This window comes from Paenibacillus sp. sgz302148, from assembly GCF_056120465.1.
In genome coordinates this window covers 179,688-197,461 of sequence record NZ_JBVYOJ010000009.1, presented here as the reverse complement: position 1 = coordinate 197,461, position 17,774 = coordinate 179,688, and the positions used below count along the sequence as shown (strand labels likewise).

Sequence of the window (17,774 nt, the reverse complement as noted above, 5' to 3'; positions counted from 1 at the left end):
CTTATTTGAACAAAAAAAAGAGCTCTCGTTCGCCGAAACGAATGAGAGGCTCTTCCTCATCAACTTGCCCGATTGAATTAATTCTGGACTTCGGCGACCGTGCTCGCCGGCGGCTCGTACTGCTCGAGCCTGCGGAACACGATCCCCTTTTGCTCCATTAAAGCTTTCACTTTGTCGCTATCCTTCGGGTAAGACCGATGGTAGACGATTTCGGCTATGCCGCTGTTGGCCAGCATATTGGCACAAGTCCAACAGGGCTGGTCGGTAACGTAAACGGTGGCGCCTTCGCGGTCGATCCAGTCCGTGAACAGGAGCAGATTTTGCTCCGCATGAATGGTGCGGATGCAGCGCTGCTTCTTTACGACCTTCTCCTGACCGTTATCCTGGACGATTTCATATTCCTCGACCAGCATACAGCCTGCCTCGGAACAATCCGCTACCCCCATCGGCGCGCCGTTGTAGGCGGTGCCGAGCAGCTTTTTGCCCTGAACGAGGACAGCTCCGACGTGCCGTCGCGGACATTGCGACCGCGTGGAGGCCATGTAAGCAATGTCGAGAAAATACGTGTCCCAATCTTTCCTTAGCGATGCGCTCATGTTGCTCTAGACTCCTCTTGCTTGTTAGCTCTGGCTCGCTTGGAGCGCTTGGCTCAAATCATAAATGATATCGTCGATGCTTTCCGTGCCGATCGACAAACGAATCATGCCCGGCCCAACACCTGCGGAAATTTGCTCTTGCTCGGACAGCTGCTGGTGCGTCGTGCTCGCCGGATGGATGATCAGCGACTTGGAATCGCCGACATTGGCCAAATGCGAGAACAGTTGAACGGCATTGATTACTTTTTTGCCGGCTTCTACGCCGCCTTTGATGCCGAACGTCATGATGGCGCCTTGGCCCTTCGGCATATACTTCTGACCCAGCTCATACGAGCTGTGGCTTTTTAGTCCCGGGTAATTGACCCATTCGACGGCATCGTGAGACTCCAGGAACTCGGCGACGCGCTGCGCGTTCGAGCTGTGGCGTTCCATGCGCAGATGAAGCGTTTCTAGCCCTTGCAGCAGCAAGAACGAGTTAAACGGCGACAGCGCCGCACCCATGTCGCGAAGCAGTTGCACGCGAGCCTTGATGATGTAAGCGATCGGACCTACCGCATCGGTGTATACAACGCCGTGGTAGCTCGGATCCGGCGTCGTCAAGCCCGGGAATTTGCCGCTGGCTTTCCAGTCGAACTTGCCGCCGTCCACGATGACGCCGCCGATCGACGTGCCGTGCCCGCCGATAAACTTCGTCGCGGAATGAACGACGATATCCGCACCATGCTCGAGCGGCCGGCACAGGTAAGGGCTTGGGAACGTATTGTCGATAATGAGCGGGATGCCGTTTTCGTGCGCGATTTTGGCAACGGCTTCGATGTCGAATACGTCGCCTCTCGGATTGCCGATCGATTCGGCATACAGCGCTTTTGTCTTATCCGTGATCGCGGCGCGGAAGTTTTCCGGATTGCTTGGATCGACGAATTTGACATTTAACCCGAGCTTCGGCAGCGTTGTAGAGAACAGGTTGTACGTGCCTCCGTACAAGCTTGTCGCCGAGACGATTTCATCGCCGGCTCCGGCGATGTTAAGCAATGCGTATGTAATAGCCGATTGTCCGGATGCGACGGCCAGTGCCGCCGGCGCTCCTTCGAGGGCGGCGATGCGCTTCTCGAAAACGTCCGTTGTCGGGTTCATTAGACGAGTGTAGATGTTGCCGAATTCTTTCAGCGCGAACAAGTTCGCGGCATGATCCGTGTCGCGGAAGCCGTAGGATGTCGTTTGGTAGATCGGTACGGCGCGGGACATCGTGGTCGGATCGATTTCTTGGCCGGCGTGAACCGCCAGTGTTTCAAACGAGAGCTTGCGTTGGTCTGACATAGTATTCCCTCCCATGGGTAGTGTTATCTTTATAGCGGATACACACTTCTCCATCTTCTCATATTTTCCACAAAATTTAAACTTGTTTTAAGGGCCGGCTTTTATTTTTTTGCTGATTTTTTCGAACATTTTCGAACCAATGCCCTTAACGTTCAGCAAATCCTCGACACGTTGGAATTTGCCGTGCGCTTCGCGATAGTCAACGATCGCTTTCGCCTTGCTTGCGCCGATTCCGGGTAGCGTATCCAACTGCTCGGCAGTTGCGATGTTAATGTCTATTTTTCCGTCATCTTGACTCGTATCGTTCGCGGAGCTAGGCGTCTCGGCGTTCGGCGCGACGACCCGATCCGGCTTGTCGGGCGGTTCAGTAGGCGCAGCTTGCATCGGCTTGTCTTCGGCGGACGTTGCGGCCGGTACGTTAATCTTATCGGCCTGGTCCGACTTCGACTCTACCGAAGCGGACTTCTGCGGCGGATTAACCATCGCGCCCGGCTCCGTTGCTTCCAGCGCCGATTTCATTCCCTGATCCAGAGCGGCCCATCCTGCCGGCTCTTCCGAACCGGAGGGCGAGAGCATCGCAAAGCCGATAAGCAGCAGTCCGATCGCCGCCAGAACAGCGCAAACGACGAATCCTTTCATCGAAGCGGTGCGTTGTGCTGGAATCATCCATTCCCTCCTTTCAATCTGTATAATTGAACGATTGTCCCGCCATAAATGATGGAAATGCCGCTAGGATCACCTCCTTAAATTCAATATGATAGAACTGACTTTACAATTGGCGAATGACGGCGCTTGTTCGGGCATATATTTGATTAATCCCGGTATCGCTCAGACTATGCTGACCAGCCAGCCATATCGCAACCGTCTGGAGGAATTCATGATGAATGTCGGATTTATTGGAACAGGAAGTATGGGGAGTATTCTCATAGAGGCAATGATCCAATCCGGTTCTCTCGTGCCGGAACAAATAGCGGCAACGAACCGCACGTACAGCAAGGTCGAACGGCTCGCCCTCCGGTATCCCGGCCTTAAAGCTCTGGACACGGTCGCGGAAACGGCGGCGTCAAGCGATATCGTCTTTTTATGCATCAAACCGATGGAATTCAAAAAAGTGATCGATGAACTCCAGAACGTCGTCACGTCTGCTCATATTGTCGTGTCGATTACGAGTCCCGTGCAGATCAGTCAATTGGAAAGCTTGCTTCCTTGCAAAATCGCCAAAGTGATTCCAAGCATCACGAACTATGTTTGCAGCGGCGCATCGCTCTGCATATACGGGGAACGGATGCAGCACGAAGATATCGCCTTGGTGGACAACATGCTCAGGCCGATCAGCATGCCGATAGCCGTAGACGAACGTTATACCCGCGTAACTTCCGATATTTCAAGCTGCGGCCCGGCTTTTATCGCCTTCTTCGTTCAGAAGCTGGTTGATGCTGCGGCACTCCAAACGGGAATCCCCCGGGATGAAGCGATTCGGCTCGCGAGCGAAATGGTGCTCGGTACCGGCAAGCTGCTTACCGTCGGCGGATTAACGCCTGAAGCGCTCCAGCAGCGCGTAGCCGTGCCCGGCGGAATTACCGCCGAGGCGCTACAGCTGCTGCAAAGCGAGATGAACGGCGTATTTGATCAGCTCATTCGCAAAACCCATGCCAAATACGACGAAGATTGCGAGAAGGTCGAACAATCGTTTTTCGGCCAAAGCGTTGAATAGCGGGTGCTCCCATACCGACGGCTGCTGCTTGCATGCACGTCGGCGAAGCGGGAGCACCCGCTACGATTTTTAAAGTATTTTCTAGCCTACTACGATATTAACCAATTTGCCCTTGACGGCGATAACTTTGCGAATCGTTTTGCCCGCCAAAGCTTCTTGAACCTTCTCCAGCTCCATCGCCGTTTGCTGCAGACCCGCTTCGTCCAAGTCACTGGCAACCATCGCGCGCTCCACGATTTTGCCGTTGACTTGAACGACAACTTCCACTTCGTTATCGACTGTCAGCGCTTCGTCATATACCGGCCATGCCGCATAAGTAATCGATTCGTTGTGTCCGAGCTTCGACCACAGCTCCTCAGCAAGATGCGGCGCAAGCGGGGACAGCATTTGAACGAAATGCTCCATTGCCTCAAGCGGCAGCTCCTCGGCCTTATAAGCTTCGTTGACGAAAATCATCAGCTGGCTGATCGCCGTGTTGAAGCGCAAGTTTTCAAAGTCGTCGGTTACTTTCTTGATCGTGCGGTGCCATGTCCGCTTCAGCGCGTCGCTGCCGCCTTCCGCTTTGATTTTCGGATTCAGCGATCCGTCGTCGGTGACGAACAAACGCCAGATGCGGCCCAAGAAACGGAACGAGCCTTCGACGCCGTTCGTGTTCCATGGCTTCGTCGCTTCGAGCGGCCCCATGAACATTTCGTACATCCGGAGCGTATCGGCACCGAATTGGTTCACGATTTCGTCCGGGTTGATGACGTTGCCGCGCGATTTGCTCATTTTCTCCATATTTTCGCCAAGGATCATGCCTTGGTTCACCAGCTTAAAGAACGGCTCCTTCGTATCGACGACGCCGAGGTCGTACAATACTTTATGCCAGAAGCGCGCATACAGCAAGTGAAGTACCGCATGCTCCGCTCCGCCGATGTACAGGTCGACCGGCAGCCATTTCTTCTGCAGCTCCTTCGAGCACAGTTCCTTGTCGTTTTTCGGATCGATGAAGCGCAAGTAATACCAGCAGCTGCCCGCCCATTGCGGCATCGTGTTCGTCTCGCGGCGCGCAGGCAAGCCCGTTTCCGGGTCGACCGTATTGACCCAGTCCTCTACGACCGCAAGCGGGGATTCTCCCGTGCCCGACGGCGTAATCTGATCCACGTCCGGCAGCAGCAGCGGCAGCTGGTCTTCCGGTACCGGCTTCATCGTGCCGTCCTCCAGGTGAATAATCGGAATCGGTTCGCCCCAATAACGCTGGCGGCTGAACAGCCAGTCGCGCAGACGGTACGTTACTTTGCCTTGGCCTTTGCCGTTCGCTTCGAGCCACGAAATCATGGCGGCAATCGCCGGTTCGTTCGTTAAGCCGTCCAGCAAGTCCGAATTGACATGCGCGCCGTCGCCGGCATAAGCTTCTTTGGCCACGTCGCCGCCTTGAACGACTTCGATGATCGGCAGATCGAATTTCTTCGCGAACTCCCAGTCGCGCTGGTCATGGCCCGGCACCGCCATAATCGCGCCCGTGCCGTAGCCGGCAAGCACATAATCGGCGATCCAAATCGGCACCTTCGCGCCGTTCACCGGATTGATCGCATAAGCGCCCGTGAATACGCCGGATTTGTCCTTGGCGAGGTCGGTCCGCTCCAGATCGCTCTTGCGCGCCGCTTGCTCTTGGTATGCCTCGACGGCGGCCTTCTGCTCCGCGGATGCGATCCGCGCGACAAGCTCATGCTCCGGCGCAAGCACGCAATACGTCGCGCCGAACAACGTGTCCGGACGCGTCGTGAAAACGGTTAGCTTCTCGCCCGGATGGCCCTCGATCTCGAAGTTCACTTCCGCTCCCTTCGATTTGCCGATCCAGTTGCGCTGCATGTCTTTGATGCTTTCCGACCAGTCCAGCTCCTCGAGGTCTTCCAGCAAACGCTCCGCATACTCGGTAATTTTCAGAATCCACTGGCGCATCGGCTTGCGGATGACCGGATGGCCGCCGCGTTCGCTCAAGCCGTCGATGACTTCCTCGTTCGCGAGCACCGTTCCGAGCGCCGGACACCAGTTCACCGGCACCTCCGCTACGTACGCGAGACCTTTCTTATACAATTGGATAAAAATCCATTGCGTCCACTTGTAATAATCCGGATCGGTCGTGCTCAGCTCGCGGTCCCAGTCGTACGAAAAACCGAGCGACTTGATTTGGCGGCGGAAGTTGTTGACGTTCGTCACCGTAATGTCGCGCGGGTGTTTGCCCGTGTCGAGCGCATGCTGCTCGGCCGGCAAGCCGAACGCGTCCCACCCCATCGGATGAAGCACGTTGTAGCCGCGCATTCTTTTGAAACGCGAAACGATATCCGTTGCCGTGTAGCCTTCCGGATGGCCGACATGCAGCCCTGCTCCCGAAGGATAAGGAAACATGTCGAGCGCGTAAAATTTAGGCATGCTGTCGTCGTCCAGCACTTTAAACGTTTTGTTCTGTTCCCAGTACGCTTGCCATTTCGGCTCGATCGCTTGCGGGTTATAGCCCTGCGATTGGCCTTGGCCTTTAGTCTCTTCTGTCATGTGAATCGGCTCCCTTTACTCTGCCCTATATTGGTTTCATTTCGCTAAAAAACCTCTCATCCGTAGCGAATCCGCTAGGGACGAGAGGTTAATTTCCCGTGGTACCACCCTAGTTAGCAGCAGACATGCTTTGTCCGTGCTCACTTTGACCCTTAACGCGGGGTACGGTACGGTTTCGCCGATCGTATCGGTTGACCGCACAGCTCCAAGGCGAGTTCATTATACTCCGTATATCGGCTTTCACCTTCCGCCGACTCTCTGCAATACGCCGTACAACTACTGCTCCTTATCGCAGCCTGATGTTATACACAAATTTTGTCGAATTTGATGGTCAAATTTATAATGATTATATGAAATTTGCTTGTCAAATGTCAAGCAAGTTCCGCTAGAAGGACATTATTTCAACGCCGTATAAAATACGCGCGACGTCGTATCCGGCGAAACCGGCTCAAATCGAAAGTCGGCATAAGCCTGAACGTCGCGGAAGCCGATTTCTTGCAATGCGCGCAGCACCCACTCCGGCTCGTAAGCGCGCTGTATATGTACTTCGTCGATCCGGCCGTAGAGACCGCGGCCCTGATCTTCCTGATCGCCGCGGGCAAAAATCGTCAGCTGATGCTCGATTTCGCAGCGCTCCTCGTCCAGGTCGCTGACCCAGATGTAAGCAAGATCGTCCTCATTGAGAACAAAAGGCTGCTCCGCCGCATACATGCGCAGCTGGTTCGGATGATGCATGTCGAAGATGAAAGAGCCGCCTTCCCGCAAGCCGTCATAGGTTTGCCGGAAAGTAAGCAGCACATCGTCCTCTTCCGTTAAATAGTTGAACGTGTCGCAGAAGGAGATGACCGCATCAACCGGCTCGCCCAGCTCCCATGCCCGGATGTCCTGCTGCAGCCATGCGACCGAGCCTTGCCCCGGCGGCTGGAGCTCCTGCTTCTGCCGGGCGATAGCCAGCATGTCCGCGGAAAGGTCGATGCCGAACACACGTCGGCCCGACCTGGCGAGCGGCAGGGCGATGTTGCCGGTGCCGCAGCCGAGATCGGCTACTGTACGAGGTTTGCCGTAACGCTCCCAGATGTGCTCCGCAAATTGGACCCATTCCGGGTAAGGCATTTCCTCCATCAACCGGTCGTAAACGTTCGCGAATTGTTGATACGATTGCACCTGCTTCGCCTCCTCGCTATTCCTCTTCGGCTTGGACCGCAGGCGCTGCCGCCTTGCCCGATTCCGTCAAATGCGTCCAGCTGCCTTGCTGTGTGACGAAACCTTCTTTCATCAGCTTGCCGATCGCTCGCTTAAAAGCGCTTTTGCTAATATTGAATTTTTGCTTGATGATGTCGGCAGGCGTCTCGTCCGAATAAGGCATCGCTCCGTTCGGACGCTCGCGCAGAAACGCCAAGATCCGGTCCGAATCCTCGACGCGTCCGACTTCTTTTCTTTCCTGCATCGACAAATTGACTCTGCCGTCCTCGCGAACGAAAATTACGCGTGCCTTGACCCGCTCCCCGAGCCGGAGCTTGCGCGTCCGCTCCGAAGAATGGATCATGCCGATCGCGCCGAAGCCGAGAACGCCTCCGTCGCACAATACGAAAGTGCCCATTTGCAGCGGCTTGTAGACCCAGCCTTCGACCCATTTGTTCTTCCAGCCTGTCGGCGCATGGAACGCCCGTTCCATCAGCTCCCGTTCTCCGGCAAGCGTCGCCTTCAACCGGCCTTGCTTATCGTGGTCCATCGTGACGAACACTTTGTCCCCGACTTGCGGGCGCAGCTCTGCGAATTCCGGCAGCTCCTTGATCGGCAGCAGCAACTGACGGCCAAGCCCCATCTCCAGAAAGCAGCCGAGCCGCGGGTGAACGTCCGCCACCTCCAGCAGGGCAAGCTCGCCCAGCTTCAATAATGGCTTCTTCATCGTCGCCGATGGCCGGTCCTCCGTATCGTAATAGAAAAAAACTTCCACGATGTCGCCGGGCTTTACCGTTTTGGTCGTCTCGCTATAATGAAGCAGCACATCGCGTTCGCCGTCGTTCACGAAATAGCCGTAAGGCGATTTCTCACGGACGATTTGCAGCGTGGCCGTCGTTCCCGCTTGGAAGCTCATCTTGTTTCAACTACTTTCGCGTCCGACCATAAGCGCTCGATGTTGTAATATTCCCGCTCGTCGCGATGGAAAATATGGACGACGACGTCCCCGATATCCAGCAATACCCACCTGGCCGAGTTCATCCCTTCGATGCCTTTGATCCGCGCTCCGTGCTCCTCCGCTTGCTTGCGGACTTCCGTTGCGATCGCCTGCACCTGAGTGTCCGAGTTGCCGTGGCAAATGACAAAATAATCGGCGATCAGCGATACGCCTTTTAAGTTCAACGCAACAACGTCCATCCCTTTTTTATCTTCGGCTGCTTTTACGGCAAGCTCCATTAATTGTTCTGAATTGATCGTCAAGCGTTCAGCCTCCCCTTATTTTGAAGTTCTTTGATAAGTCCGTTTCTCGCCAGCATCGTCAGCGGATAAATCCGCTTTCCCTGGTCGAGCAAAAATCGAATCGTGCTGTCAAATCCGGCAATCAAAGCCTTCTCAAGGCTATGTTGGGCTAATTCCCGTATATTATGCACGCCCGGAAAATCTCTTCCCGGTTCGATATAATCGGCCAAACAAACGATTTTGTCCAGCAGCGACATCGATTCCCGTCCCGACGTATGGTACCTGATCGCGTCGAGAATTTCTTCGTCGTTAACCCCGAAGTCCCGCTGGGCGGCAACCGCGCCAACCGGGGCATGCCACAATTCTTTGTCGTATTCCAGCAAAATCGCCGGCAGCCCGTGCTGCACGATCACCTCGCGCATCCGTTCGGTCGGCCAATATTTCGCGTAATCATGCAGCAATGCAGCCAAATCCGCCTTGACGGGGTCGGCTCCGAACCGCTCGGCCAATTGAACCGCCGATTCCATGACGCCAAGCGTGTGCTGCCACCGTTTCGGCGGCGTTTGCTCCTGCACCGCGGCGAAAATTCGTTCACGCTCCATACAGATCGTTCCTCTTAATGAATTGGAATACTTTCTCCGGTACAAGGAATCGAATGGATAGACCCTTGGTTTTCCGGTTGCGAATGTCCGTTGAGGAAATGTCCAGCATCGGCATCGGCACGACCGTTACTTTATTGCGGATATATTCCGGCAATTCCTCCAGCGCAAGCGTTGTGCCGGGGCGGGCAAGGCCGATGAAGGAAACCATGTCCGCCAGCTTCTCGATCTGATGCCACTTCGGCAAATATTGCACCATATCCGCGCCGATGATGTAATGAAAGCTGCGGTCCGGGTACATCATCTGCAATTCGGCGACGGTGTCGACGGAATACGATATGCCGCCGCGGGCAAGCTCGATATCGATGGCGCGGAAATACGGCTGAAAATCGATGGCGCGGAACACCATCTCGAGCCGCTCTTCAGGCGTTGCCTTCGGCTGATCCTCTTTATGCGGCGGAATGTTCGTCGGCAGAAACCAAACTTCATCCAGGGATGCCGCCTCGCGTGCGGCTTCTGCCGCGACCAGATGCCCGATATGGATCGGGTCGAACGTACCGCCCATAATGCCAATTTTCATGACGTTTCCCCTCCTGTTCTCGGTAAACGAATGCGCCGACAAAGACGGCGCAAGCCGTTTATCTTTGAGGCAATTCGATTTTTTTATTGTCGCGCGAAGGCTTATACAATACGATCGTTTTGCCGATCACTTGTACCAGCTCGGCTCCGGTGTTATCGGCAAGATCGCGGGAAATTTCGTCTCGATCGTCCATGCAATTGTTCAGGACGGAAACTTTGATGAGCTCGCGCACCTCAAGCGCTTCTTCAATGTGACGATACAGGTGATCATTTACGCCGCCTTTGCCCACTTGAAAAATCGGGTCCAAATGATGAGCGAGCGAACGTAAATACCTTTTTTGCTTTCCTGTTAACATTTCATTCATCCTCTATTCTAATCTTATGATTTGGAGGTTGCGTAATTTTTCGTCAGCTTGATGCCCGAAGCTTAAACAACTGGAAAAGGTGCAGTTATTTATAGAAAACCAGGTACTCTGGGAAAAATAACTGGAAAACCTCCATTTAAAAACTACGGATTTTCTCGATATTCCAAAATTCAGTTGAATTAAATGCATGTTTTCCATCTATTTGCACAGAAACAGCGATGGACGACGAAAATAACTGCAGGTTTTGCAGTTATTCCCGATTCGAACGTGCAGTCATGGCAACGCGACTGTGAGGCGGGCGTACGCAGTACGGCTCATGGCAACGCGACTGCGAGGCGGCGCACGCAGCACGGCTCATGGCAACGCGACTGCGAGGCGGCGCACGCAGCACGGCTCATGGCAACGCGACTGCGAGGCGGCGCACGCAGCACGGCTCATGGCAACGCGACTGCGAGGCGGCGCACGCAGCACGGCTCATGGCAACGCGACTGCGAGGCGGCGCACGCAGCACGGCTCATGGCAACGCGACTGCGAGGCGGCGCACGCAGCACGGCTCATGGCAACGCGACTGCGAGGCGGCGCACGCAGCACGGCTCATGGCAACGCGACTGCGAGGCGGCGCACGCAGCACGGCTCATGGCAACGCGACTGCGAGGCGGCGCACGCAGCACGGCTCATGGCAACGCGACTGCGAGGCGGCGCACGCAGCACGGCTCATGGCAACGCGACTGCGAGGCGGCGCACGCAGCACGGCTCATGGCAACGCGACTGCGAGGCGGCGCACGCAGCACGGCTCATGGCAACGCGACTGCGAGGCGGCGCACGCAGCACGGCTCATGGCAACGCGACTGCGAGGCGGCGCACGCAGCACGGCTCATGGCAACGCGACTGCGAGGCGGCGCACGCAGCACGGCTCATGGCAACGCGACTGCGAGGCGGCGCACGCAGCACGGCTCATGGCAACGCGACTGCGAGGCGGCGCACGCAGCACGGCTCATGGCAACGCGACTGCGAGGCGGCGCACGCAGCACGGCTCATGGCAACGCGACTGCGAGGCGGCGCACGCAGCACGGCTCATGGCAACGCGACTGCGAGGCGGCGCACGCAGCACGGCTCATGGCAACGCGACTGCGAGGCGGCGCACGCAGCACGGCTCATGGCAACGCGACTGCGAGGCGGCGCACGCAGCACGGCTCATGGCAACGCGACTGCGAGGCGGCGCACGCAGCACGGCTCATGGCTGCGCGACCGCGAGGTGGCGCATGCAGTACGGCTCATGGCAACGCGACTGCGAAGCGGCGCACGCAGCACGGCTCATGGCTGCGCGACCGCGAGCGGGTGCGCGCAGTACGGCTCATGGCTGCGCGACCGCGAGGCGGCGCATGCAGTACGGCTCATGGCTGTGCGACCCCCGACGCGGCGTACGCAGCTCAGGCCTGCATCGACTGAAGCACCGTTTCGCGCATCGCCGCTACGGGCGCGGGCAAACCGGTCCAATATTCGAATGCATATGCGCCTTGATAAATAAACATGCCGAGCCCTCCGTGAATGCGGCAGCCGATCGCTTCGGCCTGCTTCAGGAGCTCTGTCTTGAGCGGATTGTAAACAATATCGCTCACCGTAACCGCAGGCGTCAGCCAATCTGTTTCAATCGGCGACTCCCCGACATTCGGGGACATGCCAACTTGCGTCGTATTGATAACAAGATCGATGCTTCCTCCGATGGAGGCGATGTCTTCAAAGCCAATGCCGGTGATATCGCCGTACGCTTTAAAATCGGTGGCCAGCTCGATCGCCCGCTCCTTCGTCCGGTTCGCGATCCAGATGCGGCCGGGATTATGCTTGGCAAGCGCGTATACGATCCCTCTCGCCGCGCCACCCGCGCCGACGACCAGAATACTGCGACCCGCAAGCTCAATGCCGGTCTCCTCGATCAACGAACGGACATATCCGATCCCATCCGTATTGTATCCCTTAAGGACGCCGTTCTCGTTTACGATTGTATTCACGGCGCCGATCAAACGCGCGCCTTCGTCGATTTCATCGATATATTTCATCACTTCGACTTTGTGCGGAATCGTCACGTTGACCCCGCGGTACCCTAAGGCGCGGATGCCGCGCACCGCATCGTCAAGCTCCCCGGGCTTGACGTGAAAGGCGGCGTAAACGCCGTTTACGCCCGCTTCGCGAAACGCACGATTGAGCATAATCGGCGATTTGGAGTGGCGAACCGGATCGCCAAAAACGCCATACAGGACCGTGTGGCTATCGATGCCTGCCAGCGGCCCCTTTTCCCCGTCTCGTTCCATTCGTTTCTCCTCCCCCGATTAAATCAACGATTCCCGCGTGACGACTTTCACGCCTTTCGGCGCATGTATATCGATCAGCGCACCGGAGTCGCCATTGGCTTTAATCCAGCCTAGGCCGGAAATAAAAATGTCGGTGCTGCTTCCCCTCGGGATCCGAAGTTGGTGTTTCGTCCATTTCGGCAGCTCCGCAAGCCGTTCCTTCGTCGGCGGAACCAGCAATTCCCCCTTGTGCTCCTCGTACAACTCGTCCGCCCGCTCCAACTTCGTGCGGTGCAAATACAGCGAATTGGACAAATAGAACGTAAACGATTGGCGTTCTCCTTGCACGAAATCAAACCGAGCCAAAGCGCCCATAAAAATCGTCTGTCCTTCGTTCAGCTGATAAACCATCGGCTTCAACGGCTTGTCCGGCATGATCGTCTGCAAATCCGCCTTGGCGACGAGTTCGGTCAGCCTGGAAGGGTATACGATGCCCGGCGTATCGACGATCGCCTTGCCGTCATCAAGCGGGATCCGCACCAAATCAAGCGTTGTCCCCGGGTAGCGGGACACGGTCAACTCGGCGTCCAAGCTGCTGTAATCGCGAATGAGCCGGTTGATCAACGTGGATTTGCCGACATTGGTCGCGCCGACGACGTAGACATCCCGGCCCTTGCGATGTTTGGACAGCGATTCGAGCACGCGATCGAAGCCCGTATTTTTCTTGGCGCTGCACAGGGCAACGTCGACGATTCGAATACCCGCCAGCTTCGCTTGATGCTGCACCCAGTTTTTGATCCGGTTCCAGTTCGTCACCTTCGGCAGCAGGTCGATTTTGTTGACGACGAGCAATACCGGGTTATTGCCGACAAAACGCTGCAAGCTGGAAATCAAGCTGCCTTCGAAGTCGAACATATCGGTAATATGGACGACGAGGCTGTCCGTCGTTCCGATTTGTCCCAATATTTTAAGAAAGTCGCTTTCGTCCAAAGCTACCGAAGAAGCTTCATTGTAGTTCTTGATCCGGAAGCAGCGCTGGCATATCGCCGGCGTACGCTGGAGTGCTTGCTCCGGCAAATACCCCGGGTTTTCCGGCTTGTCCGTTTGCAGCTTGACGCCGCAGCCCGCGCATGCGTCGGCCGTCTCTGTATGGTGATTCCGTTGTTCCGTCATTTCCGATCCTCCCTGATGATTCCTTTCTTACGTAAACGGGACAACGCGATTTTTTCGATCACACGGTTGATTCTTGTAAAAAATCCTTCGTCCGCAAGCGAAATCGGGGTCACCAATATCGTGTACAGCCCCATCCGCTTGCCCCCCAATACGTCCGTTAACATTTGGTCGCCGATGACGACGACTTGCTCCGCTTTCAGCTCCAGCATGTCCAGCGCTTTGCGGAATGCCGCGTTTCCGGGCTTGCGCGCCGCATGGATGAACGGCAAGGAAACCGGCTCCGCGAAAGCCGAGACACGAACCTGCTGATTGTTCGACACGATCACGACGCGGAAACCGCGCGCTCTAACGTCGTCAAGCCACTCGATCAGCTCCGGCGTCGCATGGGGGTCTTTGGCGCCGACCAGCGTATTGTCCAAATCGGTAATGATCCCCCGGATTCCGCGTTTCTGCAAAAGATCCAAATCAATGTCATATATCGTGCTGACTTGCATGTGTGGCAAAAGCTTTTCGAACAATCCCGTCACCTCGACTGAGTTTCTACGCAAACTATACCATATATGTCCTTTTTGTTGCAAAGCACGGCCGCAAAGTGGGGCTTGGAATCATGCTGTTTCAATAGCTATGTGGATATAACGCGAAAGCCGCCCGGACCGACCGGACGGCTTCTTCAATCGATTACAATTCTTCGCGTATTTTTCGGACTTTCCCAAGCGCCGTTTGGAGCTCGTCTTCGGTGACGAACGAACGGCTGTATTTCGCTTTTTCGAAAATATGGAGCAGGACGTCCAAATCATGCTTCAGCGGACGATTGTTCGCCGACCATCGTTTCACCGACTCCCGGATGGTTTCATGCTCGCCACGCGTAAACCCTTTGCGCCGGAAAAACCGGAGCAGCTTCTCGAATTCGGCGACGATTTTGTGATTGACGTTAAGCCCTTGAGCGGGATTACGCTTGAACAAGCCAAGCGTAATTTTCTTTCTCCATATCACCCATGCGGCAGCGATTGCGACAAGAGCGGCGGCTCCTCCGGCGATACCGCCCCCTACGGAAATTCCGTTGCTTTCGATCGTTTGATCTTCTTCTGCGATCGTTCCTTCCGGCAAGGCATTCAAGTCCGGCTGCTGCTTTTCTTTCTCCGGCTGCAGCGCCGGCATCGTGAACCCCGGCGTCGGCTCAAACGGGATCCAGCCGTAGCCTTCAAAATAAATTTCCGCCCACGAATGCGCATCGGCGTTGCGAACCGTATACGTGCCTGCGGCATCCGGATCGATTTCCCTAAAGGAAGGGTCGTTCCGCATCATTTCGGACAAATCCCGCGGCGCTTGGCCCGGCGCATAACCTTTCACCCAGCGCGCCGGAATGCCAAGCGAACGCGCCATGACAACCATCGTCGTCGAAAAATAATCGCAGTAGCCTTCCTTGATCTCGAACAGAAAGCGATCGACGAAATCTTTGCTTTTGCCGAGGCTTACGTCAGGTTTGTTGTTGTACTCGTAATGCAGCTCCAAGTAATCCTCGATCTTCTTCATTTGATCGTATGGATTCGTTGCGCCTTTGACAATATCGGCCGCAAGCTGGCGCACGCGATCCGGAACCGTATCGGGCAGCTGCGTGTACTCTCTCATATTTCGGTCCGAGGGCTGCGGCGGCTTGGCTATTCTAAGCCCGGATACATCAATGACCGGCGCTTGCGAAATGACGACATATTGCTTCGGATAAGGCGTCTTCGATTTTTCGTTCCAATGCATTTCGAGCGATTCGGGGTGCCAAGTCAGCGTGTTGAAAACATCGACGGGCTTGTCGTTGATGCTTTCGAATCTTTCGATCGAATAAGCGCCGAACAAAACGGGATACTTCTGCTCGTTCAGCATCGTCACCATTTGCCGAATCTCTTGCGTTTGGAGCTTCGAGGTATCGAAAGCCCCGCCTTGAGGCAGCGGATTTTTCGACGATTCGGGACGCATTTCCCCAGCCTCGTCCGTATCCGTCCAGCCGGCTCCGGTGTATACTTTCTTGGACTCTCCGCGCCAATAGCTGCGCCTTGACGTCGTGACCGTCATGACGGGCGAATAGTCGTAATCGAAGCCTCCGCCAAGCTCTTTGTCTTCCCGGCTGTAGCCGGACGAGGCATTGCCCGTCGATGACAAAAACGCGGTTTCGCCGCTGACTTTCGGATCGCCTATGATCGGCACTTCTTTGCCTTGCAGCTTTTGCCATGCCGTGTACGGGTCCGGAATGACCGGATTAATATTCGGAGCAACGATTCCCGCCGCCATAATGATCGAAACGATGATGACGATCATAAATAACGCTACCGCGGGGTATTCGCTGAAGATCGTCCAGCCGTCCGGATTTTTCTGTTTGAACGTATAGAAGTGGTTGACAACGAGCATGCTGAGGCCGCTGAAAATAATCCAAGCGATATTATCCCACAGCACAAATTGCGTGAAGGAGTCAACGCAGGATAACACGACCACCGTCAAAACGATAAATACGATAATTCGCTTCTTGGAAACGACGAAGCTCTGGACAAGCACAAAAGCAATCCATATCGCAACGCCAAACCAAATGTACGGCGAAAACGGGCTTGCATTCAGCTCAAGCCATTGCCAGAAAGTCGCAAACGATCTGACCGGGACATCCGTGAATCGGTAATCCAGCACGTATGCCACGATGCCAACAAGAACAATCAACTGGACAAGATGCCGGATCGCGTATTTATAAAGCACAAGCCCTTGAATCAATACAAGACTGTACAACGTATATTTCGATATTTCAATCGTTTCGTCGAACCAATAATCGGTGACAAATTCGAGAAATTGCCAGAATATGATAGCGATCAACAGAGAAGTGAGTTTCGTATGCCAATCGGCCATTAGCAAACGAAACAGCTTCAATGCAAGACGTTGCATGCGTGGAACCTCCTCTAGTGCCGCCGTCAAGCCAATGCGGCAGGCAGCTCTTGCAGTGTGCGGATGGAATAGCCGACCATGCCTTTGGATTTCAGCAGCTGGTGCCACTCATAACGGCTGATCGGGGCTTCCGCCGAACCGACAAGAATTTGGCACGGCAGCATTTGTTTCCCGCGAAGCCAATTCATCGTCTGCAGCATCGTTTCGTCAGCCGAAGGACTGATGATCACGAAAATGCCGCCTTGCGGCAATTGGCGAGACTGCTCTTTCAGTATGGCGAGCAGCGGGCGCGTGCCGTTCGCCTCCACTTCGATCAAATGGGCGGAAATGTTTTTTTGCTGGGATTGTCCGCGTTTCGGTTCGATCATGGTCATGTCTTGTCCCGCCGAGAACAGCCCCATCGCCATTCCTTGCGGGAAACCGTATTCGAATAAAGAAGCCGCAGTCGACACCGCAAGCTCGAACTGGTCCTTGCTTTTATAAGCGGAAGCGGTACGGTCGAGAACGACGATCGTTTTGGGGAGCGACTCCCGCTCGTATTCCTTCGATTTCCAAGTTCCCGTTCGGGCCGTCGCGTTCCAATGGATTCTGGAAATGCGGTCGCCGTAAATATATTCCCGAACGCCGTTGATCTGCGTTGTTTCTTTTAGAGCTTGGGTCGTAATGGCATGGTGAAAGTGGCCTTTCGACAGTTGCCGGAACTGCTTCCACTCTTTGATCTGCACCGTCTGCGGCTTGACGCAGAAGCTTTGCGACAAAGCCAGGTCCCCTTTGTGCTCGAACAAGCCGAAGATATCCTCGGTCACGCATTCCGTCCGGTCAAATTGATAAAACCCCCGGTGCAAAGGGGGCGTCGAATATTCGACTTCGCCCCGTCGCTTCCAGTCGGGGATAAAGGACGATTCGAACGTCAGCTCATGCCCGTTGCGCCGAACGAGACGGTCTTTCATCAGAACGTACGGAAGCGGCCATACGCCTGGCACCTGAACATTCAGACGAACCGTGAGCGTTGCGCCCGATTCCAGAATATCGCGCTCCGCGTTGACAAGCGAGCGGGAGCCTTGCGCTTTCGTAATGCCGCTCCACCGTCCCAAGCCTACGTATACGGATAGCAACGAGACGATAATGAATACCATAAGCGCCACTTTCCCGCCTTGGAACAAGACGAAGAAAAGACTGCATATGAAAAAAGCAAAAGCGATCCAGAACTGATTCGACCGCTTCGCCCGCACAACTTCGTCGACAAATTTGCGCCAGACGTTCGCTGCCAT

16 protein-coding genes and 1 other annotated feature are annotated in these 17,774 nt (G+C 55.4%); of the genes, 1 reads left to right on the top strand and 15 read right to left on the bottom strand.

The window, feature by feature from the left end:
* Positions 1 to 77 precede the first annotated feature (77 nt).
* From AC0LWM_RS15390 to AC0LWM_RS15380, 3 genes are all read right to left on the bottom strand, one after another.
* Positions 78 to 596, bottom strand: coding sequence for a deoxycytidylate deaminase (locus AC0LWM_RS15390; protein WP_474675839.1), 519 nt, complete (start codon positions 594 to 596; stop codon positions 78 to 80).
* A 24-nt stretch (positions 597 to 620) separates the two neighbouring features.
* Positions 621 to 1,913 carry a homocysteine synthase gene (locus AC0LWM_RS15385; protein WP_474675838.1) on the bottom strand — a complete coding sequence of 431 codons (1,293 nt, stop codon included), beginning with the start codon at positions 1,911 to 1,913 and terminating at the stop codon, positions 621 to 623.
* An 87-nt stretch (positions 1,914 to 2,000) separates the two neighbouring features.
* Positions 2,001 to 2,579 (bottom strand): ComEA family DNA-binding protein, encoded by a 579-nt coding sequence (locus AC0LWM_RS15380; RefSeq protein WP_474675837.1) that lies wholly within the window; start codon positions 2,577 to 2,579, stop codon positions 2,001 to 2,003.
* Between the two features lie 214 nt (positions 2,580 to 2,793).
* On the opposite strand from AC0LWM_RS15380, the gene comER reads away from it, so the two are divergent.
* The gene (gene comER / locus AC0LWM_RS15375) at positions 2,794 to 3,627 is read left to right on the top strand and encodes a late competence protein ComER (protein WP_474675944.1); all 834 of its coding nucleotides are present in this window, start codon (positions 2,794 to 2,796) and stop codon (positions 3,625 to 3,627) included.
* Positions 3,628 to 3,708: 81 nt separating this feature from the next.
* Here comER and leuS read toward each other — a convergent pair whose 3' ends face one another.
* The 12 genes from leuS to AC0LWM_RS15315 all read right to left on the bottom strand — a co-directional run bounded on the left by leuS (position 3,709) and on the right by AC0LWM_RS15315 (position 17,774).
* Positions 3,709 to 6,162: a leucine--tRNA ligase gene (gene leuS, locus AC0LWM_RS15370; protein WP_474675836.1), complete on the bottom strand. Its 2,454-nt coding sequence runs from the start codon at positions 6,160 to 6,162 to the stop codon at positions 3,709 to 3,711.
* A 73-nt stretch (positions 6,163 to 6,235) separates the two neighbouring features.
* Positions 6,236 to 6,464 (bottom strand) — a binding site (T-box leader).
* A gap of 94 nt (positions 6,465 to 6,558) precedes the next feature.
* On the bottom strand, positions 6,559 to 7,368 hold the full coding sequence (locus AC0LWM_RS15365) for a class I SAM-dependent DNA methyltransferase (RefSeq protein ID WP_474675943.1): 810 nt from the start codon (positions 7,366 to 7,368) through the stop codon (positions 6,559 to 6,561).
* Complete coding sequence (locus tag AC0LWM_RS15360; protein ID WP_474675835.1) at positions 7,343 to 8,260, bottom strand: CvfB family protein; 918 nt, start codon at positions 8,258 to 8,260, stop codon at positions 7,343 to 7,345. Before AC0LWM_RS15360 ends, AC0LWM_RS15365 begins: the two co-directional genes overlap by 26 nt.
* Complete coding sequence (gene rsfS, locus AC0LWM_RS15355; RefSeq protein WP_474675942.1) at positions 8,257 to 8,580, bottom strand: ribosome silencing factor; 324 nt, start codon at positions 8,578 to 8,580, stop codon at positions 8,257 to 8,259. The genes AC0LWM_RS15360 and rsfS overlap by 4 nt, the downstream gene beginning before the upstream one ends.
* Positions 8,581 to 8,600: 20 nt before the next feature.
* On the bottom strand, positions 8,601 to 9,185 hold the full coding sequence (yqeK, locus tag AC0LWM_RS15350) for a bis(5'-nucleosyl)-tetraphosphatase (symmetrical) YqeK (RefSeq protein ID WP_474675834.1): 585 nt from the start codon (positions 9,183 to 9,185) through the stop codon (positions 8,601 to 8,603).
* A complete protein-coding gene (locus AC0LWM_RS15345; protein WP_474675833.1) occupies positions 9,175 to 9,762 on the bottom strand; it encodes a nicotinate-nucleotide adenylyltransferase in 588 nt (195 codons plus the stop codon). Before AC0LWM_RS15345 ends, yqeK begins: the two co-directional genes overlap by 11 nt.
* A gap of 58 nt (positions 9,763 to 9,820) precedes the next feature.
* On the bottom strand, positions 9,821 to 10,117 hold the full coding sequence (yhbY, locus tag AC0LWM_RS15340) for a ribosome assembly RNA-binding protein YhbY (protein ID WP_474675832.1): 297 nt from the start codon (positions 10,115 to 10,117) through the stop codon (positions 9,821 to 9,823).
* Positions 10,118 to 11,556: 1,439 nt separating this feature from the next.
* Positions 11,557 to 12,435, bottom strand: coding sequence for a shikimate dehydrogenase (gene aroE, locus AC0LWM_RS15335; protein WP_474675831.1), 879 nt, complete (start codon positions 12,433 to 12,435; stop codon positions 11,557 to 11,559).
* Between the two features lie 18 nt (positions 12,436 to 12,453).
* Complete coding sequence (gene yqeH / locus AC0LWM_RS15330; RefSeq protein ID WP_474675830.1) at positions 12,454 to 13,587, bottom strand: ribosome biogenesis GTPase YqeH; 1,134 nt, start codon at positions 13,585 to 13,587, stop codon at positions 12,454 to 12,456.
* The gene (locus tag AC0LWM_RS15325) at positions 13,584 to 14,105 is read right to left on the bottom strand and encodes a YqeG family HAD IIIA-type phosphatase (RefSeq protein ID WP_474675829.1); all 522 of its coding nucleotides are present in this window, start codon (positions 14,103 to 14,105) and stop codon (positions 13,584 to 13,586) included. Before AC0LWM_RS15325 ends, yqeH begins: the two co-directional genes overlap by 4 nt.
* 160 nt (positions 14,106 to 14,265) lie before the next feature.
* Positions 14,266 to 16,503 (bottom strand): DUF4129 domain-containing transglutaminase family protein, encoded by a 2,238-nt coding sequence (locus AC0LWM_RS15320; protein ID WP_474675828.1) that lies wholly within the window; start codon positions 16,501 to 16,503, stop codon positions 14,266 to 14,268.
* Between the two features lie 26 nt (positions 16,504 to 16,529).
* Positions 16,530 to 17,774 carry a DUF58 domain-containing protein gene (locus AC0LWM_RS15315; protein ID WP_474675827.1) on the bottom strand — a complete coding sequence of 415 codons (1,245 nt, stop codon included), beginning with the start codon at positions 17,772 to 17,774 and terminating at the stop codon, positions 16,530 to 16,532.